This is a genomic window from Streptomyces sp. WAC04114, from assembly GCF_019733245.1.
In the GTDB taxonomy this organism is placed as follows: Bacteria; Actinomycetota; Actinomycetes; order Streptomycetales; family Streptomycetaceae; genus Streptomyces; species Streptomyces massasporeus_A.
In genome coordinates this window covers 1-25,297 of sequence record NZ_JAIGQA010000003.1, presented here as the reverse complement: position 1 = coordinate 25,297, position 25,297 = coordinate 1, and the positions used below count along the sequence as shown (strand labels likewise).

Sequence of the window (25,297 nt, the reverse complement as noted above, 5' to 3'; positions counted from 1 at the left end):
GAGGAAACAAGCCGTGAGCGACGTCCGTAACGTGATCATCATCGGCTCCGGGCCCGCCGGCTACACGGCGGCGCTCTACACCGCGCGCGCGTCGCTGAAGCCACTGGTGTTCGAGGGCGCCGTTACCGCGGGTGGTGCGCTCATGAACACCACCGACGTCGAGAACTTCCCCGGCTTCCGGGACGGCATCATGGGCCCCGAGCTCATGGACAACATGCGTGCCCAGTCGGAGCGCTTCGGAGCCGAGCTCGTCCCGGACGACATCGTGGCCGTCGACCTGAGCGGTGAGATCAAGACTGTCACGGACACGGCCGGCACCGTGCACCGGGCGAAGGCCGTCATCGTCGCCACCGGCTCGCAGCACCGCAAGCTCGGACTGCCGAACGAGGACGCCCTGTCGGGCCGCGGTGTGTCCTGGTGCGCCACCTGTGACGGGTTCTTCTTCAAGGACCAGGACATCGCCGTGATCGGTGGTGGCGACACCGCGATGGAGGAGGCCACCTTCCTCTCGCGGTTCGCCAAGTCGGTGACCATCGTCCACCGCCGCGATACCCTGCGCGCCTCCAAGGCCATGCAGGAGCGCGCCTTCACCGACCCGAAGATCTCCTTCGTGTGGGACAGCGAGGTCGCCGAGATCCAGGGCGACCCGAAGCTCTCCGGTCTGAAGCTGCGCAACCTCAAGACCGGTGAGCTCTCGGACCTGCCGGTGACCGGACTTTTCATCGCCATCGGCCACGACCCGCGCACCGAGCTCTTCAAGGGCCAGCTTGACCTGGACGAAGAGGGCTACCTGAAGGTGAGCGCGCCGTCGACGCGCACGAACGTGACCGGTGTCTTCGGCGCCGGCGACGTGGTCGACCACACCTACCGTCAGGCGATCACCGCGGCCGGGACCGGCTGCTCCGCAGCTCTCGACGCCGAGCGCTACCTCGCCGCCCTGGCGGACGAGGAGCAGCCCGAGCCCGAGAAGACCTCCGTCTGACCTCCCCCTACCCGCCCCACGCACCAACCAGTTAAGGAGCCCGCCGTGGCCGGCACCCTGAAGAATGTGACCGACGACTCCTTCGAGCAGGACGTCCTCAAGAGCGACAAGCCTGTTCTGGTGGACTTCTGGGCCGCCTGGTGCGGTCCCTGCCGCCAGATCGCTCCGTCCCTCGAGGCGATCGCCGCCGAGTACGGCGACAAGATCGAGATCGTCAAGCTGAACATCGACGAGAACCCGGGTACGGCCGCCAAGTACGGCGTCATGTCCATCCCGACCCTGAACGTCTACCAGGGTGGCGAGGTCGCCAAGACCATCGTGGGCGCGAAGCCGAAGGCCGCGATCGTTCGCGACCTCGAGGAGTTCATCGCCGAGTGAATCGGCTGCAGCGTCACACCGACGGTGCGTGTTTCACGTGAAACACGAATGGGCCCACCCTTCCGGGTGGGCCCATTCGTTTGTCTGCTCACAGCGGCCGCAGCGCCGGCTCCTTCTGCACGGCTCCCAGGAGCCGGTCCAAGGCCATCTCGACGTCTTCCTTCCAGGAGAGCGTCGACCTCAGTTCCAGCCTCAGCCTCGGATGGGAGGGATGCTGGCGGACCGTCTTGAAGCCCACCGCCAGAAGATGGTCGGCGGGCAGCACACAGGCTGGTTCCTTCCAGCGCGCGTCTCCGAAGGCCTCGATCGCCTTGAACCCCCGCCGCAGCAGATCTTTGGCGACCGTCTGAACCATCACTCTGCCCAGCCCCTGCCCCTGGTAACCGGGCACGATGAACGCGGTCATCAGCTGCACCGCGTCAGGGGATACGGGGCTCGTGGGGAACGCCGTGGAACGGGGGACGTAAGCGGGCGGGGCGTAGAGCACATACCCCACCGGCATGTCGTCGACGTACACGACCCGGCCGCAGGAGCCCCAGTCCAGCAGAACCGCTGAGATCCAGGCTTCCTTCTCCGGGGCGGAGGTGCCCTCCTTTACCGCGGCCTCACCGCTGACTGCGTCGAGCTCCCAGAAGACACACGAGCGACAACGCTTGGGAAGGTCCTGGAGGTTGTCCAGCGTGAGCGGTACGAGCCGGCGGCCCATGAAGGCTGATCCTCGCTTCCTTCGCCCGCCACCGCGTCGCGGGCGGCTGTCAGAGCGCTCCGTTCCCTGAGGAGACTGCCGATGAACCCACCGACCGCTCCCAGTCCCAAACCGGCGCTCACCAGTCCGGTGCGGCTCATGGTTCGCATGGCCCCTGCCTCCCTTTCAGAGGTGCTGCCGAGTGGTTGCGCCGTACCTGACGCATCGTATCCACGATGCGATTCCATCGATACCGCCAGAAAGGAAAGAGCGAGCCATGTTCCGGCACACACCGGACACGGCCCGCTCTGTTTCCCTGCACAGCAGAGGCTCCATGCCGGAGGCTCAGGACGCGCGCTCTTCGGCGTCGCCCTCCAAGAGGCTGTTCTGCAGGACCGGCCCCTCGCCAGGAGCGAGTGAGCCGAGGATCCGCTCAAGATCCTCCATCGAGGCGAACTCGACGGTGATCTTGCCCTTCTTCTGCCCCAGGTCGACCTTCACTCGCGTCTCGAAGCGGTCCGAGAGCCGTGTGGCGAGGTCGGACAGGGCCGGAGAGACCCGGGCGCCGGCGCGCGGGCCCTTGGGCTTCTGAGCCTTCTGAGGCCGCGACCCCATCAGGGTCACGATCTCCTCGACGGCCCGCACCGAGAGGCCCTCGGCCACGATGCGGTGAGCCAGCCGATCCTGCTCCTCCGAGTCCTCGACGGAGAGCAGTGCCCGTGCGTGGCCGGCGGAGAGCACCCCGGCGGCGACCCGGCGCTGCACGGCCGGCGAGAGCTTCAGCAGACGCAGGGTGTTGGAAACCTGCGGGCGCGATCGGCCGATGCGGTCCGCCAGCTGATCGTGCGTGCAGTTGAAGTCCCTGAGCAACTGGTCGTAGGCAGCTGCCTCTTCCAGCGGGTTCAGCTGCGCACGGTGCAGATTCTCCAGCAGTGCGTCCAGGAGGAGCTTCTCGTCCTCGGTGGCCCGCACGATCGCCGGGATCGCCTCCAGCCCCGCCTCGCGGCAGGCCCGCCAGCGGCGCTCACCCATGATGAGCTCGTAGCGGTCGACACCCACCTGCCGCACGACGACCGGCTGAAGGAGCCCTACTTCCTTGATGGAGGTGATGAGCTCGGACAGCGCATCCTCGTCGAAGACATCACGAGGCTGACGCGGGTTCGGCGTGATGAAGTCGAGGGGGATCTCCGCGAAGTGCGCGCCGATGGGCGCCGCAGGCGTGGCAGGGGCACTCGGCTGCGCCGGCTCCTCTGTTTCACGTGAAACAGTCGGCAGGGTTGCCACCTTCGCCGCGGCCACCCCACGATCGCTCGGCAGCACAGGCACTGCCGCCGGGGACGCGGGAGCAGCGTTCCCCGCCGCGGCCTGGGCCACCGACTTCTCCGTCGGTGCGGCAGGGATCAGTGCACCGAGACCACGGCCCAGCCCCCTTCGTCGCTCGCTCACTGGATGCCCTCCACCATGCTCGGGTCGTTCTGCTGTACGCCGATATGGGCGTGCGTGGCGTCATAGCTGATGCCAACGCCCTTCAGCGCGATCTCGCGTGCCGCCTCAAGGTAGGAGAGGGCACCACTCGATCCTGGATCGTAGGTCAAGACCGTCTGCCCATAGCTCGGCGCCTCCGAGATACGGACGGAACGGGGGATGCTCGTGCGCAGCACCTCGTCGCCGAAGTGGGTGCGCACCTCTTCCGCGACCTGCGACGCGAGACGCGTCCGGCCGTCGTACATCGTGAGCAGGATGGTCGATACATGCAGGGAGGGGTTGAGGTGCCCCCGCACCAAGTCGACGTTGCGCAGCAGCTGACCGAGGCCTTCCAGCGCGTAGTACTCGCACTGGATGGGGATCAGCACTTCCTGGCCCGCCACGAGGGCGTTGACCGTCAGGAGACCGAGTGAGGGCGGGCAGTCGATGAGGATATAGTCCAGCGGCTGCTCGTACGCCTGGATCGCGCGCTGCAGCCTGCTCTCCCGTGCCACCAGGGACACCAGCTCGATCTCCGCACCGGCGAGATCGATCGTGGCAGGGGCACAGAAGAGGCCCTCGACATCGGGAACCGGCTGGACGACCTCGGAGAGAGGCCTGCTCTCCACCAACACGTCATAGATGGAGGGCACTTCGGCGTGGTGGTCGATACCCAGTGCGGTGGACGCATTGCCCTGCGGGTCGAGGTCGACCACGAGGACCCTGCCACCGTGCAGCGCCAGTGATGCGGCAAGGTTGACGGTCGTCGTCGTCTTGCCCACACCACCCTTCTGGTTGGCGACCACGATGATTCGGGTCTGCTCGGGCCGTGGCAAGCCCTCGCCGGCACGACCCAGAGCCTCCACCGCCAGTTGGGCAGCACGACCGATGGGAGTGTCGTCCATCGGAGGCGGTGTTTCACGTGAAACATCCGCCCCCATCGACTCGGTACGGGGACCGGGGACCGGATCGGTCATCGGTCCCGCGATGTTGGCGTCGGACCGCAAGGATTCACTCTCCTCGACTTCAGGCTCGCAATGAACAGAGCCTCCCATGTCTTCGGGGTCGTGAACCAGTGAGGCCTGGCGTTCTGTGGAGAAATCCACCTCTGTGGATACCTCGGGTCCCTCATCGAGTGAACCAAGAGGCTTTCGGTCGCGGGGTTCGGCCGCAGCGCGGCCACGACTGATGATGCCGTGCAGCAGTGAGCGACGTTTCACGTGAAACACGATGCACAGCAGCCGTGGCCGGACTGCCGCGACACTCCGGCATGCATAGGTTTGGCAGCTTGTGTGGAGTACGTCTCGTCCTCAGGACGGATCAGCGTCGCCGACGCGTCCGCCCCGTGCGTGCCGCCTTGGCGCGCTTCGCGGCGAAGCGCACACCGCCCGGACTTTCACCGACCTCGACCCGCACGACGGTGGACAGCGGGTCCACCACGCCGTCACCCACATGCAGGATGGACGTCTCCACCGCACCCAGCTTGCTCAGCGCCACCGAAGCACTCTTCAGCTCCTCCTCGGCGGTGTCGCCCTTGAGCGCGAGCATCTCCCCGTACGGTCGCAGCAACGGAATGCCCCAGGTGGCGAGCCGGTCCAGCGGTGCGACGGCTCGCGCCGTCACCACATGCACGGGCTGAATCTTCCCCATGACCTCCTCGGCCCGGCCGCGCATCACAGTCACATGATCGAGGCCGAGCAGCTCCACGACCTCGGTGAGGAAGTTGGTGCGCCGCAGCAGCGGCTCCAGGAGCGTGATCTTCAGGTCGGTGCGAACCAGCGCCAGCGGAATGCCGGGGAGCCCGGCGCCCGAGCCGACATCGCACACGGTCACTCCGTCGGGAACGACCTCAGAGAGCACCGCACAGTTCAGCAGGTGCCGCTCCCACAGGCGAGGCACCTCGCGCGGGCCGATGAGGCCGCGCTGCACGCCGGCCTCAGCGAGCAGCTCGGCGTACCGCACCGCATCCGCGAAGCGATCACCGAACACCTCGCGCGCCTCCTCGGGCGCGGGGGGAAGCTCCGCTGCCTCCGTCACGGGGGACCGTCCTTCCGTACCGCGTCAGCGCACCCGGCGCCGACACCAGAACCACCAGAACTATCAGGCTGACAAAGTTCGGCCCCGCCTGCTCAACAGACGGGGCCGGGGAAAGTAGAGGCCGATCAGGCGGGCAGCACGACGACGAAGCGCTGCGGCTCCTCGCCCTCGGACTCGCTGCGCAGACCCGCGGCCTTGACCGCGTCGTGCACGACCTTGCGCTCGAAGGGCGACATCGGCTTCAGCTTCACGGCCTCACCGCTGCTCTTGGCCTCCGCGGCGGCCTTGGCGCCCAGCTCGGACAGCTCCGAGCGCTTCTGTGCCCGGTACCCCGCGATGTCGAGCATCAGACGGCTGCGGTCGCCGGTCTCCCGGTGCACGGCCAGACGGGTGAGCTCCTGGAGCGCCTCCAGTACCTCGCCGTCACGGCCGACCAGCTTCTGCAGGTCACGGCCGCCCGAGTCGCTGATGATCGAGACGGAGGCACGGTCGGCCTCGACGTCCATGTCGATGTCGCCGTCGAGATCGGCGATATCGAGCAGACCCTCCAGGTAGTCCGCCGCGATCTCGCCTTCCTGCTCCAGGCGAGTCAGGGTGTCTGCACCCTCGGCAGCGGCGGAGGTGGTGCCTTCCGTCACGGGATGGACTCCTTCTTACTTCTTGGACGGGGACTTGGGCCGCTGCGGACCCTTGCGCTGTCCGGACTGGGCCTTGCTGCGGGTACCGCCTGCGGGCTTCGCGCCGCCCTTCTTGGCAGCGGCGGCGGGCTTGGTGTCCTCGGGCTCGCCGGACTTGGTCAGCGAGGTCTTCGGCACGTCGGTCTCACCGGCCGCCTTGGCGCCGCCGGCTCCGCCGTGCTGCCGCTGCGACTTGCTCTGCCGCTTGGGCTGCTGACGCTTCGGGGCACCGCCGGCGGTGGTCGGCGTGCCGTCCTCGGCCTGGGCCGTGGCCGCGCTGTCGCTCTTGATCACGGTGCCGTCGGCCTGGGCGACGAGGCCGGCCTTGCTCAGGCCGTTGATGAACTTGCGCTCGAACTCGTTGCGGTCGCGGCCCTTGGCGACGATCGCCTTGACGATGGCCCGGTCGCGGCGCTTGCCGACCTTGTTGTGCTGCGTGATGTGCTTGGTCAGACGGTCGAGGTACGAGGCCTGGGCCTTGGAACCCGGGGTCGGGTTGTTGTGGATCACGTACATCTGCTGGCCCATGGTCCACACGTTGGTGGTCAGCCAGTAGACGAGGACACCGACCGGGAAGTTGATGCCGAAGACGGCGAACATGACCGGGAAGACGTACATCAGCATCTTCTGCTGCTGCATGAACGGGGTCTTCACCGTGGTGTCGACGTTCTTCGTCATCAGCTGGCGCTGGGTGAAGAACTGCGACGCCGACATCAGGACGATCATGATGGCGGTGACCACACGGACGTCGGTGAGGGAGGCACCGAGTGCTTCCACCTTCGACGCGCTGTCGGTGAACTTGGCCGCAAGCGGCGCACCGACGATGTGGGCCTTCTGCGCGCTCTGCAGCAGGTTCTCGTTGATCACGCCGATGGTGTCGTTCGACGCGATGCTGTTGAGCACGTGGTACAGGGCGAAGAAGAACGGGGACTGCGCCAGGATGGGAAGGCACGAGGACAGCGGGTTGGTACCCGTCTCCTTGTACAGCTTCATCATCTCTTCGGACTGACGCTGCTTGTCGTTCTTGTAACGCTCCTGGATCTTCTTCATCTCGGGCTGGAGCGTCTGCATGGCCCGAGTCGCCTTGATCTGCTTCACGAAGAGCGGGATCAGGCAGATACGGATGAGGATCACCAGGGACACGATCGACAGGCCCCAGGCCCAGCCGGTGTCGGGGCCGAAGATGGCGCCGTACACCGAGTGGAACTGGACGATGACCCAGGAGACGGGTGTGGTGATAAAGCTGAAGAGGCTGGCAATCGTGTCCACTAATCATGCTCCTTGGGCATGGGACGGTGTCTCTGCGGCCGGGCCCGAAGGACTGGACGGACTTGTGGGAGAAGTCTGTCCCCCGGTGGCCGGTCCGGCGGCGGAGGGCCCGCCCTTGCGTGCACGCCACGTGTTACGCAGCATTTCGTGCCACCGCGGGCGCTTGCGCGGCGGGACATGATCCACACCGCCCAGCGACCACGGATTGCATCGCAGGATGCGCCAGGCCGTGAGTGCCGTTCCCTTGATGGCACCATGCCGGTCGATGGCCGTGAAGCCGTAGTGGGAGCACGACGGGTAGTACTTGCAGACCGGCCCGAGCAGCGGACTGATCGTCCACTGGTAGAGCTTGATCAGAGCCAGCAGCGGGTACTTCATCGCGCGCCCCCTCCCAGCAACCGCTGGAGAGCGGCATCCAGGTCTCGGGCCAGCTGTGCATGGTCGGCGTCGCCCGATCCGGGCAGCGCTCGTACGACTACCAGGCTACCGGGGGGCAGCTGGGCGACTCGCTCCCGCATCAGGTGGCGAAGCCTGCGCTTCACTTTGTTCCGCACGACCGCACCACCCACTGCCTTGCTCACGACGAAACCCGCACGCGTCGGGGGAGCGCTCTCCCCAGGCGCGTGCGGGTCCGTGGAACCGCTACGTAGATGGACGACGAGGAGCGGGCGTCCGGCCCGGCGTCCTCGTCGTACCGCGGTCGCGAAGTCCTCGCGCCGCCTCAGCCGATGCTCGGTAGGCAGCACGACGTCACGACCTGATCAGGATCAGGCGGACAGGCTGGCGCGACCCTTGCTGCGGCGGTTCGCGAGAATCGCGCGACCGGCACGGGTACGCATCCGCAGGCGGAAGCCGTGGGTCTTCGCGCGACGACGGTTGTTCGGCTGGAAGGTGCGCTTGCTCACTCGGGGGCTCCAGAAGAAATCGGTAGTTGCGGGGTGCCGTCCTGGCTGTCACCGTGCGCCCACGAGTAGCTCGCAGTTACGCCCGAGTGCACCGCTGACCGATCACCCAAATGATCTGTGCCCATCGGAGGCAGGCGGCAGCAGCCATCGACAACTCGACCTGGTTACGGTACGCGCGGCTACGCCATCCGGTCAAACCAGGAGTCGCCGGGAGACACTTGTCCACAGGCTGGGGACAACAACTTGAACCGTACCGGCCGCCCTGACTACCGTGACGGAACTCCGATTCGTTCCCTTATCCCTGCCCCACCCGATTTACATCCCGAGCCGTCCCAGAACCACACGTTCGTGGGACCTGTGAGAGAGCGTGCCCTGTGGCTGACGTACCTGCCGATCTTGCCGCAGTGTGGCCACGCGTATTGGAGCAGCTCCTCGGGGAGGGCCGCGTCCAAGGGGTCGAGGGGAAGGACGAGCACTGGATCCGGCGCTGCCAGCCGCTCGCGCTCGTCGCGGATACCGCTCTGCTCGCCGTACCGAACGAATTCGCGAAGGGCGTACTCGAGGGCCGGCTGGCGCCGATCGTCAGTGAGACGCTGAGCCGCGAGTGCGGCCGCCCGATCCGGATCGCGATCACCGTCGACGACTCCGCGGGCGAGCCCCCCGCCCCGCCGGCGCCGCGCCCCCAGCCGCGCTACGAGGAGCCCGAGCTCCCGGCCGCGCGCCAGGACCGCGAGGGATACGACCGTCCGGACCGTGACGGCCGTGACGGATATGACCGTGCCGAGCAGCGCGACGGGTACGACCGGCCCGAGCGCGACGGGTACGACCGGCAGGAACGCGACGGATACGACCGGCAGGAACGCGGCCCCTACGACCGCCAGGACCGTGACGGGTACGAGGGGTACGGCCGCCACCGTGCCGAGCAGCTGCCCGGGACGGCCGGTGACCAGCTCCCGCCCACCCGCGGCGAGCAGCTTCCGCCTACGCGCGCAGATCAACTTCCCACGGCCCGTCCCGCGTACCCCTCCGAGTACCAGCGCCCCGAGCCCGGTGCCTGGCCGCGGCCCGCGCAGCAGGACGAGTACGGCTGGCAGCAGCAGCGCCTCGGCTTTCCCGAGCGTGACCCGTACGCGTCACCCGGACAGGACTCGTACGGCTCGCAGGACTCGTACGGCTCCTCGGACTCCTACGGCCCGCCCTCCCAGGACGCCTACGGCTCCCCCTCGCAGGACTACCGCCCGCAGCCCATGGAACGCCCCTCCTATGAGCAGCAGCGTCCCGACTACGACACGTCGCGCGGCGACTACGACCAGCGCGACCCGGTGCGCCGGGAGCTGCCCGAGCCGCCGGCCGGCTCCGGGCACGTCCACCGGGGCGGCCCGGTCGGCCCGAACCTGCCGACGACCGGTGCCCCCGGCCCGCTGGCCGCGCAGCCCGCGCCGGCGACCGGCCCGGGCGAACCCACCGCGCGACTGAACCCGAAGTACCTCTTCGACACCTTCGTCATCGGCGCCTCCAACCGTTTCGCGCACGCGGCCGCGGTCGCCGTGGCCGAGGCGCCGGCGAAGGCGTACAACCCCTTGTTCATCTACGGGGAGTCCGGGCTCGGCAAGACGCACCTGCTGCACGCGATCGGGCACTACGCGCGCAGCCTCTACCCGGGCACGCGGGTGCGGTACGTGAGCTCGGAGGAGTTCACCAACGAGTTCATCAACTCCATCCGCGACGGCAAGGGCGACAGCTTCCGCAAGCGGTACCGCGAGATGGACATCCTGCTCGTCGACGACATCCAGTTCCTCGCGGACAAGGAGTCGACGCAGGAGGAGTTCTTCCACACGTTCAACACGCTCCACAACGCCAACAAGCAGATCGTGCTCTCCTCCGACCGGCCGCCCAAGCAGCTGGTGACGCTGGAGGACCGGCTGCGGAACCGTTTCGAGTGGGGTCTGATCACGGACGTCCAGCCGCCGGAGCTGGAGACGCGCATCGCGATCCTCCGCAAGAAGGCGGTGCAGGAGCAGCTGAACGCGCCGCCGGAGGTGCTGGAGTTCATCGCGTCCCGGATCTCGCGCAACATCCGTGAGCTGGAGGGCGCGCTGATCCGGGTCACGGCGTTCGCCTCGCTCAACCGGCAGCCGGTGGACCTGGGCCTGACGGAGATCGTCCTCAAGGACCTCATCCCCGGCGGCGACGACTCGGCACCCGAGATCACCTCGACGGCCATCATGGGCGCGACGGCGGACTACTTCGGGCTGACCGTCGAGGACCTGTGCGGCACCTCGCGCGGCCGCGCCCTCGTCACTGCCCGGCAGATCGCCATGTACCTGTGCCGTGAGCTGACGGACCTGTCACTGCCGAAGATCGGCGCGCTGTTCGGCGGCCGCGACCACACCACGGTCATGCACGCGGACCGCAAGATCCGCAACCTGATGGCCGAGCGCCGCTCCATCTACAACCAGGTCACGGAGCTGACCAACCGCATCAAGAACGGCTGACGGCGGCGGCCACACGCCGCAGAACGCTGCTGAGGGCGCTCCCGGAACTCTCCGGGAGCGCCCTTCTTCGTGTGCCGAGGCGCGCCACTTCTTGTGCCGAGGCTCGCTGCGGCGCACTGCCGCTCACTGCCGCCGCTTACTGCCACTCACCGCGGACCGCTGTGTCGCAGGGCCCTGTCCGGTCGCCGCGGCAGCCATACGGCGCGGATTCCGGGCCGCCGAGCCCCCTCACCGACTCCCGCGGCGCGCACCCCGCCGCACCCTCACCGCAACCCGCTGTTCGATTAACCGCCGGGTTACGGCCTCCCTCCACAGATTCGGGGACTTTCTGCCGTCCACATCCTGGGGACCGGGGAGTTGTCCAGATCGTGTCCACAGCAGCCCCTGTTGATAGACCATCAGACCAGCTCAGGTGGCTGTGGATTCGTGGACGAAGGATCTCCACAGCCTGTGGATGACGAGATGATCCACAGGCTGTGCACCAAGTTGTCCACCGGCTGCCCACAGGCTGGGGGCCGTTGTCCCCAGCAAACGGTCGCTTCTCCACATGCCTGTCCACTGTTCGGCAACACGACGCGCCTCCTCACCGAGTCGAGTGAAAGGCCTCACACGAAGGTGCCGGGTTGGGCTGTGGGAAAGGTGGGTAAAGCTGGGGACAGCGCTGGGGAGAACTCGCCTCACCCTGTGCACGGCGTGTGCAGAACTTTCTGTTCTCCACAGATACGCCCGGTTGTCCACCGCCTCCACCCACAGGCCCCGTGGACAAAATTCCTGCCCTGAGCTGGGCAAACGAGGTTATCCACGGTATCCACAGCCCCTACTACTACTCCCGACTAGAGAGAGCTGGGAATCCGTTTCGAAGGGGGCCCTGTGCACAACTCGCTCTTCGGTGCCCGGCTGCCCCTCGTCACGACTTGACCCCGAGAGGCACCTACTGTCAGTGCCGTGCGTCAGACTGGTCCCCGGTGTCCTCCCCCTCACAGGGACCGTCGACACCGAGACAGACGACGAGGGCCAGGCAGAGCGAGAAGCGCCGGCAACAGCAGGAGGCGGCAACAGTGAAGATCCGGGTGGAACGCGACGTACTCGCGGAGGCAGTGGCCTGGGCGGCACGCAGCCTCCCGGCCCGTCCGCCGGCGCCTGTCCTCGCCGGCCTGCTGCTGAAGGCCGATGAAGGCCAGCTGAGCCTGTCCAGCTTCGACTACGAGGTCTCCGCACGGGTGTCCGTGGAGGCCGAGGTCGACGAGGAGGGCACGGTCCTGGTCTCCGGCCGTCTGCTCGCGGACATCTGCCGCGCGCTGCCGAACCGGCCGGTGGAGATTTCCACAGACGGTGTACGGGCGACCGTGGTCTGCGGCTCGTCCCGGTTCACACTCCACACCCTGCCTGTGGAGGAGTACCCGGCCCTGCCCCAGATGCCGAACGCGACGGGCACGGTCCCCGGCGAGGTCTTCGCCTCCGCCGCCGCCCAGGTCGCCATCGCCGCCGGCCGTGACGACACGCTGCCCGTCCTCACCGGTGTCCGCATCGAGATCGAGGGCGACACCGTCACGCTGGCGTCCACCGACCGCTACCGCTTCGCGGTCCGAGAGTTCCTGTGGAAGCCGGAGAACCCCGACGCCTCCGCCGTCGCCCTGGTGCCCGCCAAGACGCTCCTGGACACCGCCAAGGCCCTGACCAGCGGCGACCAGGTGATCCTTGCGCTGTCCGGCTCGGGCTCCGGCGAGGGCCTGATCGGCTTCGAGGGCGCCGGCCGCCGTACGACGACCCGCCTGCTGGAGGGCGACCTCCCGAAGTACCGCACGCTGTTCCCGACGGAGTTCAACAGCGTCGCCGTCATCGAGACCGCCCCCTTCGTGGAGGCCGTCAAGCGCGTGGCCCTCGTCGCCGAGCGCAACACCCCGGTGCGACTCAGCTTCGAGCAGGGCGTGCTCATCCTGGAAGCCGGTTCCAGCGACGACGCACAGGCTGTGGAAAGGGTGGACGCCCAGCTCGAGGGCGACGACATCTCGATCGCCTTCAACCCGACGTTCCTGCTGGACGGCCTGAGCGCCATCGACTCCCCGGTGGCCCAGCTGTCGTTCACGACGTCCACCAAGCCCGCGCTGCTCAGCGGCAGGCCGGCGCTGGACGCCGAGGCGGACGAGGCCTACAAGTACCTGATCATGCCGGTGCGCCTCAGCGGCTGAGCCCACCCGGGGCCGGTGAGACGCTGAGGATCATCAACGGTTGTCCACAGGCTGAGGACAAAGCCGCAGGTGAGGGCGTACGACTGAGCGCGTATGCCCACAGATGTGCGCGAGCGTCCGGGTTTAGGCTCGGACGCGGGTACGAAAGTGCCTCGCGGTACGCACGTGCCGCCACGCCACGTCGCAGAACCTAAGGAACACAACTGATGGAGCTCGGTCTCGTCGGCCTCGGCAAGATGGGCGGCAACATGCGCGAGCGGATCCGCCGCGCAGGCCACACCGTTCTCGGATACGACCGCAACCCGGACCTCGCCGACGTCCACAGCCTGGAAGAGCTGGTGGGCAAGCTCAGCGGCCCGCGCGTGATCTGGGTGATGGTCCCGGCCGGTGAGGCCACGCAGACCACGATCGACCAGCTCGCCGAGCTGCTGGAGCCCGGAGACGTCGTCGTGGACGGCGGCAACTCCCGCTGGACCGACGACGAGAAGCACGCCGAGGAGCTGGCGGCCAAGGGCATCGGCTTCGTCGACTGCGGAGTCTCCGGCGGCGTCTGGGGCCTGGAGAACGGCTACGCGCTGATGTACGGCGGCGACAAGGAGAACGTCGCCAAGGTGCAGCCGGTCTTCGACGCCCTCAAGCCGGAGGGCGACTCCGGCTCGGTGCACGCCGGCAAGGTCGGCGCGGGCCACTTCGCCAAGATGGTCCACAACGGCATCGAGTACGCGATGATGCAGGCCTACGCCGAGGGCTGGGAGCTCCTGGAGAAGGTCGACTCCGTGACCGACGTCCGGGAGGTCTTCCGCTCCTGGCAGGAGGGCACGGTCATCCGCTCCTGGCTGCTCGACCTCGCGGTCAACGCGCTCGACGGGGACGAGCACCTCGACGAGCTGCGGGGTTATGCACAGGACTCCGGCGAGGGACGCTGGACTGTGGAAGCGGCCATCGACAACGCGGTGCCGCTGCCGGCGATCACCGCGTCGCTGTTCGCGCGGTTCTCCTCCCGCCAGGAGGACTCGCCCCAGATGAAGATGATCGCGGCGCTGCGCAACCAGTTCGGCGGCCACGCGGTCGAGAAGAAGTAACCGAGTAACCAGGGAGGTCGGCGAAACGACCATGCACGTCACGCATCTGTCGCTGGCCGACTTCCGCTCGTACCCCCGGGTCGAGGTCCCGCTCGACCCCGGGGTGACGGCCTTCGTCGGGCCGAACGGGCAGGGCAAGACCAACCTCGTCGAGGCCGTCGGCTATCTCGCCACCCTCGGCAGCCACCGGGTCTCCTCCGACGCCCCCCTGGTCCGCATGGGCGCCGAGCGCGCGATCATCCGGGCCCAGGTGCGGCAGGGCGAACGGCAGCAACTGGTCGAGCTGGAGCTGAACCCGGGGCGCGCCAACCGGGCCCGGATCAACAGGTCCTCGCAGGTCAGGCCGCGTGACGTGCTGGGGATCGTGCGGACCGTGCTGTTCGCGCCCGAGGATCTCGCGCTGGTGAAGGGTGACCCCGGTGAGCGGCGGCGCTTCCTCGACGAGCTGATCACCGCGCGCTCCCCGCGCATGGCCGGGGTCCGCTCCGACTACGACCGGGTCCTCAAGCAGCGCAACACCCTGCTGAAGTCGGCGGCGCTGGCCCGCCGGCACGGCGGCCGCACCATGGACATGTCCACCCTGGACGTGTGGGACCAGCATCTCGCGCGCGCGGGCGCCGAGTTGCTCGCCCAGCGCCTGGACCTGATCGCCACGATCCAGCCGCTGGCCGACAAGGCGTACGAGCAACTCGCCCCCGGTGGCGGCCCGATCGCGCTGGAGTACAAGCCGTCCGCGCCGGGCGAGGCGCACACCCGCGAGGACCTCTTCGAGCAGCTGATGGCCGCGCTCGCGGAGGCCCGCAAGCAGGAGATCGAGCGCGGCGTCACCCTGATCGGCCCGCACCGCGACGACCTCCAGCTCAAGCTCGGCCAGCTCCCCGCCAAGGGCTACGCCTCCCACGGGGAGTCCTGGTCCTACGCGCTGGCACTGCGCCTGGCCTCGTACGACCTTCTCAGGGCGGAGGGCAACGAGCCGGTGCTGGTGCTCGACGACGTCTTCGCCGAGCTGGACACCCGTCGCCGTGAGCGCCTCGCCGAGCTGGTCGCGCCCGGCGAGCAGGTCCTGGTGACGGCCGCGGTCGACGACGACGTACCGCATGTGCTGTCCGGGACGCGGTTCGCCGTGTCCGAGGGGACGGTGGAGCGGGTATGACGGAGAACACATCCGGCGGCGCTCCCGAGCCCTCCACGTCCGCTGGGCCCTCCAAGTCGCCCGAGCCTTCCGGCGTCGACCTCGCGCGCGTGGCCCTGCGCGCCGCCAAGGAGGCCGCACGCGCGCGGGGAGACGCGGCGCAGCAGAAGAAGCAGGCGCGCCGCGGCGGCCTGCGCTCCGGCGCGCGCGCTGACGGGCGCGACCCCATGGCGCTCGGTTCCGCGATCAACCGGCTGATCACCGAGCGCGGCTGGGAGGCGCCGGCCGCGGTGGGCGGTGTGATGGGCCGCTGGCCGCAGATCGTCGGTGAGGACGTCGCCAAGCACTGTGTGCCGGAGAAGTACGACGAGGACGAGCGCGTCCTGACGGTGCGCTGCGACTCGACGGCCTGGGCGACCAATCTCCGGCTGCTCGCGCCCACGCTGGTCGCGCGCCTGAACGAGGACCTGGGCCACGGCAGGGTGACGCTGATCAAGGTGCAGGGCCCCGGCGGCCCGGCCCGCCGCTACGGCCCGCTGCGTGCCCCCGGCAGCACCGGTCCGGGCGATACCTACGGCTGATCTCCACCGGTTTCCCGCCCGTCGACAGCACGTGACTGACATCACATCAACGGCTTCCGTCCGCTCTTTGGGAGCGTCGGCGGCCCGTTCGTCGTGTGCCCGCACACGGTTGCGAATCGCGACCTGACTCCGAAGTAGCCAAGGGTTGACGGCCGGAAGCGCTGAGTGCCTCCGTGAGCCTCTTGGAGCCCCCATCCGCATATCGGGAGTCGGACAAGACCCGTCGAGGGCGGCACATGCGGACTCAGGTACCGGCAAACCCCCATCAGTGTCAGTGCTACCGGTAGACTGGAAGCAATCCCGCCCCACTCGCTGGGGACCGTCCGGGAAAAGCTGAGCAACGCTGATCAAGGCTTACCAACGCAACATGCCGCAGCCGCTCCGGCAACCCGCCGACGAGCCTGGCTCGTGCTGTGCCAGAAAGGGCGCTTCGTGGCCGATTCCGGCAACCCCAACGAGAACATTCCGTCCACCGACGCCGGCACCACCGGCGCGGTCACCTCGTCGAACGGCGAGGTGACCGCCTCGTACGACGCCAGCGCCATCACCGTCCTCGAGGGTCTGGACGCGGTCCGCAAGCGACCCGGTATGTACATCGGCTCGACCGGTGAGCGCGGACTCCACCACCTGGTGCAGGAGGTCGTCGACAACTCCGTCGACGAGGCGCTCGCCGGGCACGCGGACACCATCGACGTCACGATCCTCGCCGACGGTGGCGTGCGGGTCGTCGACAACGGCCGTGGCATCCCGGTCGGCATCGTCCCCTCCGAGGGCAAGCCGGCCGTCGAGGTCGTGCTGACGGTCCTGCACGCGGGCGGCAAGTTCGGCGGCGGCGGCTACGCGGTCTCCGGCGGTCTGCACGGCGTGGGTGTCTCCGTCGTCAACGCCCTGTCCACCAGGGTCGCGGTGGAGGTCAAGACCGACGGCTACCGCTGGACCCAGGAATACAAGTTGGGCGTCCCGACGGCCCCGCTCGCCAAGCACGAGGCCACGGACGAGCACGGCACCTCGGTCACCTTCTGGGCCGACCCGGACATCTTCGAGACCACCGACTACTCCTTCGAGACGCTGTCGCGGCGTTTCCAGGAGATGGCGTTCCTCAACAAGGGCCTGCGCATCAACCTCACCGACGAGCGCGAGTCGGCGAAGGCCACCGCCGGCGCGGACGAGGCGGGCGAGGACGAGAAGCACGAGGTCAAGAGCGTCTCGTACCACTACGAGGGCGGCATCGTCGACTTCGTGACGTACCTCAACTCCCGCAAGGGAGACCTGGTGCACCCCACCGTCATCGACCTGGAGGCCGAGGACAAGGACAAGAGCCTGTCCCTCGAGGTCGCGATGCAGTGGAACGGCGGCTACACCGAGGGTGTCTACTCGTTCGCCAACATCATCCACACCCACGAGGGCGGTACGCACGAAGAGGGCTTCCGCGCCGCGCTGACCTCGCTGATCAACAAGTACGCGCGCGACAAGAGGCTGCTGCGCGAGAAAGACGACAACCTCACGGGCGACGACATCCGCGAGGGCCTGACGGCGATCATCTCGGTCAAGCTGAGCGAGCCCCAGTTCGAGGGTCAGACGAAGACCAAGCTGGGCAACACCGAGGTCAAAACCTTTGTGCAGAAGGTCGTCTACGAGCACCTCACGGACTGGCTGGACCGCAACCCCAACGAGGCCGCGGACATCATCCGCAAGGGCATCCAGGCGGCCACCGCGCGCGTGGCGGCCCGCAAGGCCCGTGACCTCACCCGCCGCAAGGGCCTGCTGGAGACCGCGTCCCTGCCGGGCAAGCTCTCCGACTGCCAGTCGAACGACCCGGACAAGTGCGAGATCTTCATCGTCGAGGGTGACTCCGCCGGCGGCTCGGCCAAGTCCGGCCGCAACCCGCAGTACCAGGCGATCCTCCCGATCCGCGGCAAGATCCTGAACGTCGAGAAGGCGCGGATCGACAAGATCCTGCAGAATCAGGAGATCCAGGCGCTGATCTCGGCCTTCGGCACCGGAGTCCACGAGGACTTCGACATCGAGAAGCTGCGCTATCACAAGATCATCCTGATGGCCGACGCCGACGTCGACGGCCAGCACATCAACACCCTGCTGCTGACCTTCCTGTTCCGCTTCATGCGGCCCCTGGTCGAGGCCGGGCACGTGTACCTCTCCCGCCCGCCGCTCTACAAGATCAAGTGGGGGAAGGACGACTTCGAGTACGCGTACTCCGACCGCGAGCGCGACGCCCTGATCGAAATGGGCCGCAACGCGGGCAAGCGCATCAAGGACGACTCGGTGCAGCGCTTCAAGGGTCTCGGCGAGATGAACGCCGAGGAACTGCGCATCACGACCATGGACCAGGAGCACCGCGTCCTCGGCCAGGTCACCCTCGACGACGCCGCCCAGGCCGACGACCTGTTCTCGGTCCTCATGGGCGAGGACGTCGAGGCCCGCCGCGCGTTCATCCAGCGCAACGCCAAGGACGTCCGCTTCCTCGACATCTGAGTCGGTCTCAGCTGACCGCACCAGGAAGGACCTTCACCAGCAATGACCGACGAGAACACTCCCGTGACGACGCCCGAGGGTGACGCCCTGGCCATGCGCGTCGAGCCCGTCGGGCTCGAGACGGAGATGCAGCGCTCGTATCTCGACTACGCGATGTCCGTCATCGTCTCGCGTGCGCTGCCGGACGTCCGCGACGGCCTCAAGCCCGTCCACCGCCGTGTCCTGTACGCCATGTACGACGGCGGCTACCGCCCCGAGCGCGGCTTCTACAAGTGCGCCCGCGTCGTCGGCGACGTCATGGGCAACTACCACCCGCACGGCGACTCCTCCATCTACGACGCCCTGGTCCGCCTCGCGCAGCCGTGGTCGATGCGCATGCCGCTCGTCGACTCCAACGGCAACTTCGGCTCCCCGGGCAACGACCCGGCCGCGGCCATGCGGTACACCGAGTGCAAGATGGCGCCGCTGTCGATGGAGATGGTCCGCGACATCGACGAGGAGACCGTCGACTTCACGGACAACTACGACGGCCGCTCCCAGGAGCCGACCGTTCTGCCGGCCCGCTTCCCGAACCTGCTGATCAACGGCTCGGCCGGTATCGCGGTCGGCATGGCCACCAACATCCCGCCGCACAACCTGCGCGAGGTCGCGGCCGGTGCCCAGTGGTACCTGGAGAACCCCGAGGCCTCCCACGAGGAGCTGCTGGACGCGCTCATCGAGCGCATCAAGGGCCCGGACTTCCCGACCGGCGCGCTCGTCGTCGGCCGCCGGGGCATCGAGGAGGCGTACCGCACCGGCCGCGGCTCCATCACCATGCGCGCGGTCGTCGAGGTCGAGGAGATCCAGAACCGCCAGTGCCTGGTGGTCACGGAGCTCCCGTACCAGGTCAACCCGGACAATCTCGCCCAGAAGATCGCCGACCTCGTCAAGGACGGCAAGATCGGCGGCATCGCGGACGTCCGTGACGAGACCTCCTCGCGCACGGGCCAGCGTCTGGTCATCGTGCTGAAGCGGGACGCGGTCGCCAAGGTCGTGCTGAACAACCTCTACAAGCACACCGACCTGCAGACGAACTTCGGCGCCAACATGTTGGCGCTGGTGGACGGCGTGCCGCGCACGCTCTCGCTCGACGCGTTCATCCGCCATTGGGTGACGCATCAGATCGAGGTCATCGTCCGCCGTACGCGCTTCCGGCTGCGCAAGGCCGAGGAGCGGGCGCACATCCTGCGCGGTCTGCTGAAGGCCCTGGACGCCATCGACGAGGTCATCGCGCTGATCCGGCGCAGCGACACCGTCGAGATCGCCCGCGGCGGCCTGATGAGCCTGCTGGAGATCGACGAGATCCAGGCCAACGCCATCCTCGAGATGCAGCTGCGCCGACTGGCCGCCCTGGAGCGCCAGAAGATCGTCCAGGAGCACGACGAACTCCAGGCGAAGATCAACGAGTACAACGAGATCCTGGCCTCCCCGGTCCGCCAGCGCGGCATCGTCAGCGCCGAACTGGCCGCGATCGTCGAGAAGTTCGGCGACGACCGCAAGACGACGCTGATCCCCTACGAGGGCGACATGTCCATCGAGGACCTGATCGCCGAGGAGGACATCGTCGTCACGGTCACCCGGGGCGGCTACATCAAGCGCACCAAGACCGACGACTACCGCGCCCAGAAGCGCGGCGGCAAGGGCGTGCGCGGCACGAAGCTCAAGGAAGACGACATCGTCGACCACTTCTTCGTGTCCACCACGCACCACTGGCTGCTGTTCTTCACAAACAAGGGCCGCGTCTACCGCGTGAAGGGCTACGAGCTGCCCGACGCCGGCCGGGACGCGCGCGGTCAGCACGTCGCGAACCTGCTCGCCTTCCAGCCGGACGAGGCGATCGCCGAGATCCTGGCGATCCGCGATTACGAGGCGGTTCCCTACCTCGTGCTCGCCACCAAGGCCGGTCTTGTGAAGAAGACGCCTCTGAAGGATTACGATTCGCCCCGTTCCGGCGGTGTGATCGCCATCAACCTGCGCGAGGGTCAGGACGGTTCGGACGACGAACTGATCGGAGCCGAACTGGTCTCGGCAGACGACGATCTGCTTCTGATCAGCAAGAAGGCGCAGTCGATCAGGTTCACCGCATCGGACGACACCCTGCGACCCATGGGCCGTGCCACCTCGGGTGTCAAGGGCATGAGCTTCCGCGAGGGAGACGAGCTGCTCTCGATGAATGTTGTTCGACCCGGTACGTTCGTGTTCACTGCCACAGACGGCGGGTACGCGAAGCGGACCAACGTCGACGAGTACCGCGTCCAGGGTCGCGGCGGCCTCGGTATCAAGGCCGCCAAGATCGTCGAGGATCGCGGTTCCCTCGTCGGCGCGCTGGTGGTCGAGGAGACCGATGAGATCCTCGCCATCACGCTGTCGGGCGGTGTGATTCGTACGCGAGTCAACGAGATCAGGGAAACCGGCCGTGACACCATGGGCGTCCAACTGATCAATCTGGGCAAGCGCGATGCCGTCGTGGGCATCGCTCGCAACGCCGAGGCGGGGCGCGAGGCGGAGGAGGTCGACGGCGACGTGGTCGTCGACGAGACCGCCGAAGGCGCCGTGACCACCGGCACGGACGAGGGTGAGGCGCCCTCGGCCGAGTAGGCACGAGGAGTGAGTCAGCGTGAGCGGAGCCACGGGCGCCGGACCGGCCGGAACCCCGAGGGGTACGGAAGCGGACGACGGCGGCCGTGGCTCCGCCGCGCGTGCGGCGGACCCGCACACGACCAACCTGAAGGCGATCAAGTCCCCGACCAAGGACACGCCCTCGCCTGACGCGCATGAATCACAGGGGGGAACTGTGACGGACACCCGAGGTCCGCAGACCCAGAAGAACAAGCCCGGCTCGGGCCCGTCCGCCTCCGCCGCGCAGCCGCAGCCGGCCGCGCAGGAGCCGGCCACGGCCTCGCCCCTGCCCGGGGAACGGCAGGCGCAGCAGCAGGCCGGGCCGTACCACCCGCCGCAGGCCTACCCGGCGCAGCAGGCGGCGGCCGGGGCGGCCGGGGGCGCCGCTGCCGGCGCCGTACGGCGCCCTCGCACGGGGGCGCGCACCACTCCGCGCGTCCGCAAGGCGCGACTGCGGGTGGCGAAGGCCGACCCGTGGTCGGTGATGAAGGTCAGCTTCCTGCTCTCCATCGCCCTGGGCATCTGCACGATCGTCGCGTCCGCCGTGCTGTGGATGGTCATGGACGCGATGGGCGTCTTCTCGACGGTCGGCGGCACGATCTCCGAGGCCACCGGCTCGAACGAGTCCAACGGCTTCGACCTGCAGGCCTTCCTGTCGCTGCCCAACGTCCTGATGTTCGCGTCGATCATCGCGGTCATCGACGTCGTCCTGGCGACCGCCCTCGCGACACTCGGCGCGTTCATCTACAACCTGTCCGCGGGCTTCGTGGGCGGTGTCGAGCTGACCCTCGCCGAGGACGAGTGACGTCACCTCTGTCGTTGCCCTGACGGTGCCCCGACAACCGATTTTGGGACTGCCCATGTCGTGCGCTAATCTTCAGGAGTCAGCGCGCGGGACACACCGCAGAGCGCGGCGGGGCTATAGCTCAGTTGGTTAGAGCGCATCCCTGATAAGGATGAGGCCACAGGTTCAAATCCTGTTAGCCCCACCAGCGAAGAGACCCCCAGTCGATACGGCTGGGGGTCTTTTGGCACCTCCGGTTGACACCGACAGCGACGGTCAGCCGATGGCTCATGGGATTCTTCGGATCTTTCGTGGTGGCCCGGTGCGAGGGGCCATTGGCAGAGCTGCCTGCGATGCGGCAGGCAGGCGGTGACCTGTCCTGGTCGGCTCAAGACGGTGCCTGGCAGATCGTGCAACTCCACGGCGGTGGGAGACCCGCCGACTCGATCGCGCAGGAGACGCAGGCCCCCGTGCTCGTCGCCCAGGTGTTTGACAGTGATGTGGCGGCGGTGGAGGCAGCCAGCCCGAAGGGGCCGAGGTGGGAGTGCGTGCTGTCGCCGCAGATGGCGCGAGACTCGTACGGCGCTCCAGAGCAGGTGCTGAAACGGAACAAGGACGCCGCCCCCCTCGCAGCAGACTGGGCGAGAGAGGCCGGCCGTGAACCAGACACCGATGCGGTGGCTGCGGTGCTCGCCGCCGAGGCGGATCCTTTCGCGGAAGACCTGGTGCAAGCGTTGATGAGCGCTTTGGGGTTCAGTTTTAAGTGTTCTGATCGCACGTCCTGATCCAGGGCCCGGTCCCTGCGGCAGGACATGCGTAAGCCCGGCCGCTCTGTCGAGCTGCCGGGCTTTGTACGCAGATCGCTTGGGTCGTGTTCCGGGGTTCAGCGCTTCAGGGGCGTGAGATGGTCCGCGTCGGCGTCGGGGTCCTCGTCGGTGCAGTCGGTGCCGGGGGAGGACGCCGTGTCCGCGGGCGAGCGGTGTCGGCAGCGGGGGGTCTTGCCGTGGGCCTCGGCGCGGATGCGCTGCTTCATCGTGGGGGGCAGGGCCCTGGGGGAGGACCGGGGGAACGTCGCCGGTGCCGCCGTCCGCTGCTGCGGGATGCTCGCGCCGTTGCCGTTGCCGTTGCTGTTGCTCTTCTGCTCGGTCTGCGGTACGGCCGCGGCGGCGGTCGTGGTGACGAGTCCGAGCGCCGTGCACAGCGCGATGAATGCGGTGACGATGGCGGTCCACACCTTCATGACCTTGTTCCGGGCCATGGCCCCTCACTTTCGGGTTGGGCGATTTGCGTACTTTCCTCATCATGTGTATGAGGGTCGAGAAGTGGTGGACCTTGACCCGTGGCGCGTCGATGTTCAGATGAACACCACCCGGATGGCCCCAAGAGCGGAGAAAAGGTAAGGAGAGTAGAGAAGAGGGGCCAAAGTAACCGTCCGTGAGGGTGTGATCACCCTCCGATCGGAGCGGTGTGCTCCGCTTCCTATCCCGGTCACCGGGACGGGAGTTGAGGGCCGACTCAGGTCACCGATCGGTATCGGTCGGTGTGTATAGTCGGGCGCCAGAGGTCCCCTACGTCAACGAAAGACGAGGTCGCGCGGTGAAGAAGCTTCTCCTGGTCGCACTGGCCGCCATCGGCGGGCTCCTCGTGTACCGCCAGATCCAGGCGGATCGCGCCGAGCAGGATCTGTGGACGGAGGCGACTGACTCCGTGCCCACGGGTTCGTGAGTCACCCCAACCCAGACCGAGCACACCCCGGCCGCCTCGCGGTCGGGGTTTTGTGTGCCGAGGGCCGGTCGTGAACCCGGCCGGCGCGGCAGGATGGGCCACGGTGGCACGGCTTCGGGACCGGCGACGGTGAGGGGTGGCGCGTGAGGGGTCGGTGTCGTACGGGACGGTGTCGTACGGCGTGGGGTCGGCGCACGGGGGCGTGGCGCAGCAGTCCGGCGGTGGCCCTGCGCGTCGGCGCCGCGGCGGTCGTGCTGGGGACGACAGTGGCCATGGTGCCGGGACAGGCCGCCGCCGCCGGCGAAGCCGCCGGCACACCGAGCCCGTACGCCTTCGCCGACGGCGCGCAGAGCGTCGAGGGAGCGCGCAGCACCGGAGACGCCGCCCTGCTGAAGCCCGGCGAGACCTACCGGAGCTCCCTGCCGAGCAGCGGCAAGGTCAGCTACCGCCTCGACCTCGACGCCACGTCGAACGCGTACGTCTCCGTCACCGCCGTCCCCTCACCCGGCAGCACGGTCTCCGTCATCGACGGGGTCAAGGTGACCGTGCAGGACGCCGAGGGCAACACCTGCTCCGTCGACACCGCGAGATTCGGGGCCGCCCGCAGCCCCCACCCCATCGCGGCCTGGGGCAGACGCGACACCGGCAGGCCGCTGTGCCGGAAGGCCGGCGCCTACTTCGTGTCCGTGGAGCGCGCCGACCCCGACGGTGAGGGGTCCTCGCCGGACACCTGGGATCTGGAACTCCTCGCGATGACGGAACCCGCGGAGGCGAAGACCGGGGCGACCAGCGCGCCCGAGGCGTGGAACTCCGCCACGCCCCAGCCGCTCCAGGGGGAGCCCGAGCGCCGGAAGGGCGGCGCGGGATTCAGCGCGGCGACCCCGATCGACCAGGGAGTCTGGCGGGACGACATCCGGCCCGGCCAGACCCTCTTCTACGAGGTGCCGGTCGACTGGGGGCAGCAGGTGTCCGTCACCGCGGAGCTCGGCAGCTCGGACTCCGGCGGCACCGGCTACACGTCCGACGCGCTCGACCTGGATCTCTACAACCCCGCTCGCGGTCGCGTCGCCGACGTGGGGGTCTTCTACGACGGCGACCAGAAGGCCGGAAGCCTGCCTCCCCTTCCACCGGTCGACCACGCCAACCGCTACGCCGCCACCTCACAGGTCGGAGCGCTGCGCTTCGCCGGTTCCTACTACCTCGTCGCCCACCTCTCGGAGGCCGTCGCGGACACCTTCGGGGACGGGCCGTTCGTGATGACACTGCGCGTCCGCACGAGCGGGGAGCCCCGGAGCGGGCCCGACTACGCGGGGGAGTCCGTGCCCAACGGCGTCTTCGAGGTCTCGGACGACGACCGGGAGGCGGCCGCGGAGGGTGTGGCCGCGGGCGACGACACCGCCATGAGGGCCCTCGCCGTGGGCGGCATCGGCACCGGGAGCGCCCTGCTCGTGGGGCTCGGGGTGTGGACCGTGATGGTCAGGCGGAGGACCACGACGTAAGAGGCCCCCGGTCTGTCGCAGGGCCCCTCAGATGCGGGTGAGGGCCCAGAAGCCCACCGCGTAGCAGGCCAGCGCGAGGAGCAGCAGCGGCACCGCCACCTTGGCCGGAGGCCCGGCGTGGGAACGCCGCTGTGCCCGGTGCCGTGACGGTGTCTGGCCGACCGATTGGGTCTGCGGGTTCCGGGCGGTGTACGACGCCGTGGAGGCTTCCGTGCGGTACTGCTCCGCAGGGGGCAAGGGCGGGCCGGAGTACACCGGCGGG

Annotated in this window: 23 protein-coding genes, 1 tRNA gene and 1 pseudogene; 14 read left to right on the top strand and 11 right to left on the bottom strand. The window is 68.3% G+C overall.

Features of this window, described 5'->3' with window-relative positions; genetic code table 11:
• Positions 1–13: 13 nt before the first annotated feature.
• Positions 14–982, top strand: a complete 969-nt coding sequence (gene trxB, locus K4G64_RS01840) for a thioredoxin-disulfide reductase (protein WP_221754253.1) — start codon at positions 14–16, stop codon at positions 980–982.
• A 45-nt stretch (positions 983–1,027) separates the two neighbouring features.
• Positions 1,028–1,360, top strand: a complete 333-nt coding sequence (gene trxA / locus K4G64_RS01835) for a thioredoxin (protein ID WP_097217897.1) — start codon at positions 1,028–1,030, stop codon at positions 1,358–1,360.
• A gap of 88 nt (positions 1,361–1,448) precedes the next feature.
• On the opposite strand, the gene K4G64_RS01830 is transcribed toward trxA, so the two are convergent.
• From K4G64_RS01830 to rpmH, 9 genes are all read right to left on the bottom strand, one after another.
• On the bottom strand, positions 1,449–2,066 hold the full coding sequence (locus tag K4G64_RS01830) for a GNAT family N-acetyltransferase (RefSeq protein WP_221754252.1): 618 nt from the start codon (positions 2,064–2,066) through the stop codon (positions 1,449–1,451).
• A 324-nt stretch (positions 2,067–2,390) separates the two neighbouring features.
• Positions 2,391–3,491 carry a ParB/RepB/Spo0J family partition protein gene (locus K4G64_RS01825; RefSeq protein ID WP_221754251.1) on the bottom strand — a complete coding sequence of 367 codons (1,101 nt, stop codon included), beginning with the start codon at positions 3,489–3,491 and terminating at the stop codon, positions 2,391–2,393.
• A complete protein-coding gene (locus K4G64_RS01820) occupies positions 3,488–4,564 on the bottom strand; it encodes a ParA family protein (protein WP_221754316.1) in 1,077 nt (358 codons plus the stop codon). Before K4G64_RS01820 ends, K4G64_RS01825 begins: the two co-directional genes overlap by 4 nt.
• Positions 4,565–4,829: 265 nt before the next feature.
• Positions 4,830–5,546, bottom strand: a complete 717-nt coding sequence (rsmG, locus tag K4G64_RS01815; protein WP_221754250.1) for a 16S rRNA (guanine(527)-N(7))-methyltransferase RsmG — start codon at positions 5,544–5,546, stop codon at positions 4,830–4,832.
• A gap of 125 nt (positions 5,547–5,671) precedes the next feature.
• The gene (locus K4G64_RS01810; RefSeq protein WP_185008428.1) at positions 5,672–6,184 is read right to left on the bottom strand and encodes a R3H domain-containing nucleic acid-binding protein; all 513 of its coding nucleotides are present in this window, start codon (positions 6,182–6,184) and stop codon (positions 5,672–5,674) included.
• A 15-nt stretch (positions 6,185–6,199) separates the two neighbouring features.
• Positions 6,200–7,492, bottom strand: coding sequence for a membrane protein insertase YidC (yidC, locus tag K4G64_RS01805; protein WP_221754249.1), 1,293 nt, complete (start codon positions 7,490–7,492; stop codon positions 6,200–6,202).
• A gap of 3 nt (positions 7,493–7,495) precedes the next feature.
• Positions 7,496–7,870 (bottom strand): membrane protein insertion efficiency factor YidD, encoded by a 375-nt coding sequence (yidD, locus tag K4G64_RS01800; protein ID WP_221754248.1) that lies wholly within the window; start codon positions 7,868–7,870, stop codon positions 7,496–7,498.
• A complete protein-coding gene (gene rnpA, locus K4G64_RS01795; protein WP_078615240.1) occupies positions 7,867–8,238 on the bottom strand; it encodes a ribonuclease P protein component in 372 nt (123 codons plus the stop codon). The genes yidD and rnpA overlap by 4 nt, the downstream gene beginning before the upstream one ends.
• A 21-nt stretch (positions 8,239–8,259) precedes the next feature.
• Positions 8,260–8,397, bottom strand: coding sequence for a 50S ribosomal protein L34 (rpmH, locus tag K4G64_RS01790; protein ID WP_005482975.1), 138 nt, complete (start codon positions 8,395–8,397; stop codon positions 8,260–8,262).
• Between the two features lie 374 nt (positions 8,398–8,771).
• Between rpmH and dnaA the strand changes: the two genes are divergently transcribed.
• The 10 genes from dnaA to K4G64_RS01740 all read left to right on the top strand — a co-directional run bounded on the left by dnaA (position 8,772) and on the right by K4G64_RS01740 (position 22,596).
• Complete coding sequence (dnaA, locus tag K4G64_RS01785) at positions 8,772–10,892, top strand: chromosomal replication initiator protein DnaA (RefSeq protein WP_221754247.1); 2,121 nt, start codon at positions 8,772–8,774, stop codon at positions 10,890–10,892.
• Between the two features lie 1,058 nt (positions 10,893–11,950).
• A complete protein-coding gene (dnaN, locus tag K4G64_RS01780) occupies positions 11,951–13,081 on the top strand; it encodes a DNA polymerase III subunit beta (protein ID WP_221754246.1) in 1,131 nt (376 codons plus the stop codon).
• Between the two features lie 206 nt (positions 13,082–13,287).
• Positions 13,288–14,163, top strand: a complete 876-nt coding sequence (gene gnd, locus K4G64_RS01775) for a phosphogluconate dehydrogenase (NAD(+)-dependent, decarboxylating) (protein ID WP_097217915.1) — start codon at positions 13,288–13,290, stop codon at positions 14,161–14,163.
• 31 nt (positions 14,164–14,194) lie between these two features.
• Positions 14,195–15,316 (top strand): DNA replication/repair protein RecF, encoded by a 1,122-nt coding sequence (recF, locus tag K4G64_RS01770; protein WP_142161934.1) that lies wholly within the window; start codon positions 14,195–14,197, stop codon positions 15,314–15,316.
• A complete protein-coding gene (locus K4G64_RS01765) occupies positions 15,313–15,876 on the top strand; it encodes a DUF721 domain-containing protein (protein ID WP_221754245.1) in 564 nt (187 codons plus the stop codon). Before recF ends, K4G64_RS01765 begins: the two co-directional genes overlap by 4 nt.
• 432 nt (positions 15,877–16,308) lie before the next feature.
• A complete protein-coding gene (gene gyrB / locus K4G64_RS01760; protein WP_221754244.1) occupies positions 16,309–18,369 on the top strand; it encodes a DNA topoisomerase (ATP-hydrolyzing) subunit B in 2,061 nt (686 codons plus the stop codon).
• 42 nt (positions 18,370–18,411) lie between these two features.
• The gene (gene gyrA, locus K4G64_RS01755; RefSeq protein WP_031105342.1) at positions 18,412–21,006 is read left to right on the top strand and encodes a DNA gyrase subunit A; all 2,595 of its coding nucleotides are present in this window, start codon (positions 18,412–18,414) and stop codon (positions 21,004–21,006) included.
• A 19-nt stretch (positions 21,007–21,025) separates the two neighbouring features.
• A complete protein-coding gene (locus tag K4G64_RS01750) occupies positions 21,026–21,832 on the top strand; it encodes a DUF3566 domain-containing protein (protein ID WP_221754243.1) in 807 nt (268 codons plus the stop codon).
• 110 nt (positions 21,833–21,942) lie between these two features.
• A tRNA-Ile gene (locus K4G64_RS01745) sits at positions 21,943–22,019 on the top strand.
• Positions 22,020–22,101: 82 nt separating this feature from the next.
• Positions 22,102–22,596 carry a hypothetical protein gene (locus K4G64_RS01740; protein WP_221754242.1) on the top strand — a complete coding sequence of 165 codons (495 nt, stop codon included), beginning with the start codon at positions 22,102–22,104 and terminating at the stop codon, positions 22,594–22,596.
• Positions 22,597–22,694: 98 nt separating this feature from the next.
• Here K4G64_RS01740 and K4G64_RS01735 read toward each other — a convergent pair whose 3' ends face one another.
• Positions 22,695–23,069: a DUF6344 domain-containing protein gene (locus tag K4G64_RS01735; protein ID WP_221754241.1), complete on the bottom strand. Its 375-nt coding sequence runs from the start codon at positions 23,067–23,069 to the stop codon at positions 22,695–22,697.
• A gap of 338 nt (positions 23,070–23,407) precedes the next feature.
• Between K4G64_RS01735 and K4G64_RS01730 the strand changes: the two genes are divergently transcribed.
• Together K4G64_RS01730 and K4G64_RS01725 are read left to right on the top strand one after the other, a co-directional pair.
• Positions 23,408–23,536 (top strand): DLW-39 family protein, encoded by a 129-nt coding sequence (locus K4G64_RS01730; RefSeq protein ID WP_003999697.1) that lies wholly within the window; start codon positions 23,408–23,410, stop codon positions 23,534–23,536.
• A gap of 221 nt (positions 23,537–23,757) precedes the next feature.
• Positions 23,758–25,035: a hypothetical protein gene (locus tag K4G64_RS01725; RefSeq protein WP_221754240.1), complete on the top strand. Its 1,278-nt coding sequence runs from the start codon at positions 23,758–23,760 to the stop codon at positions 25,033–25,035.
• Between the two features lie 27 nt (positions 25,036–25,062).
• Here the strand turns inward: K4G64_RS01725 and K4G64_RS01720 are convergent.
• A pseudogene (locus K4G64_RS01720) lies at positions 25,063–25,297 on the bottom strand (serine/threonine protein kinase); the annotation flags it as partial.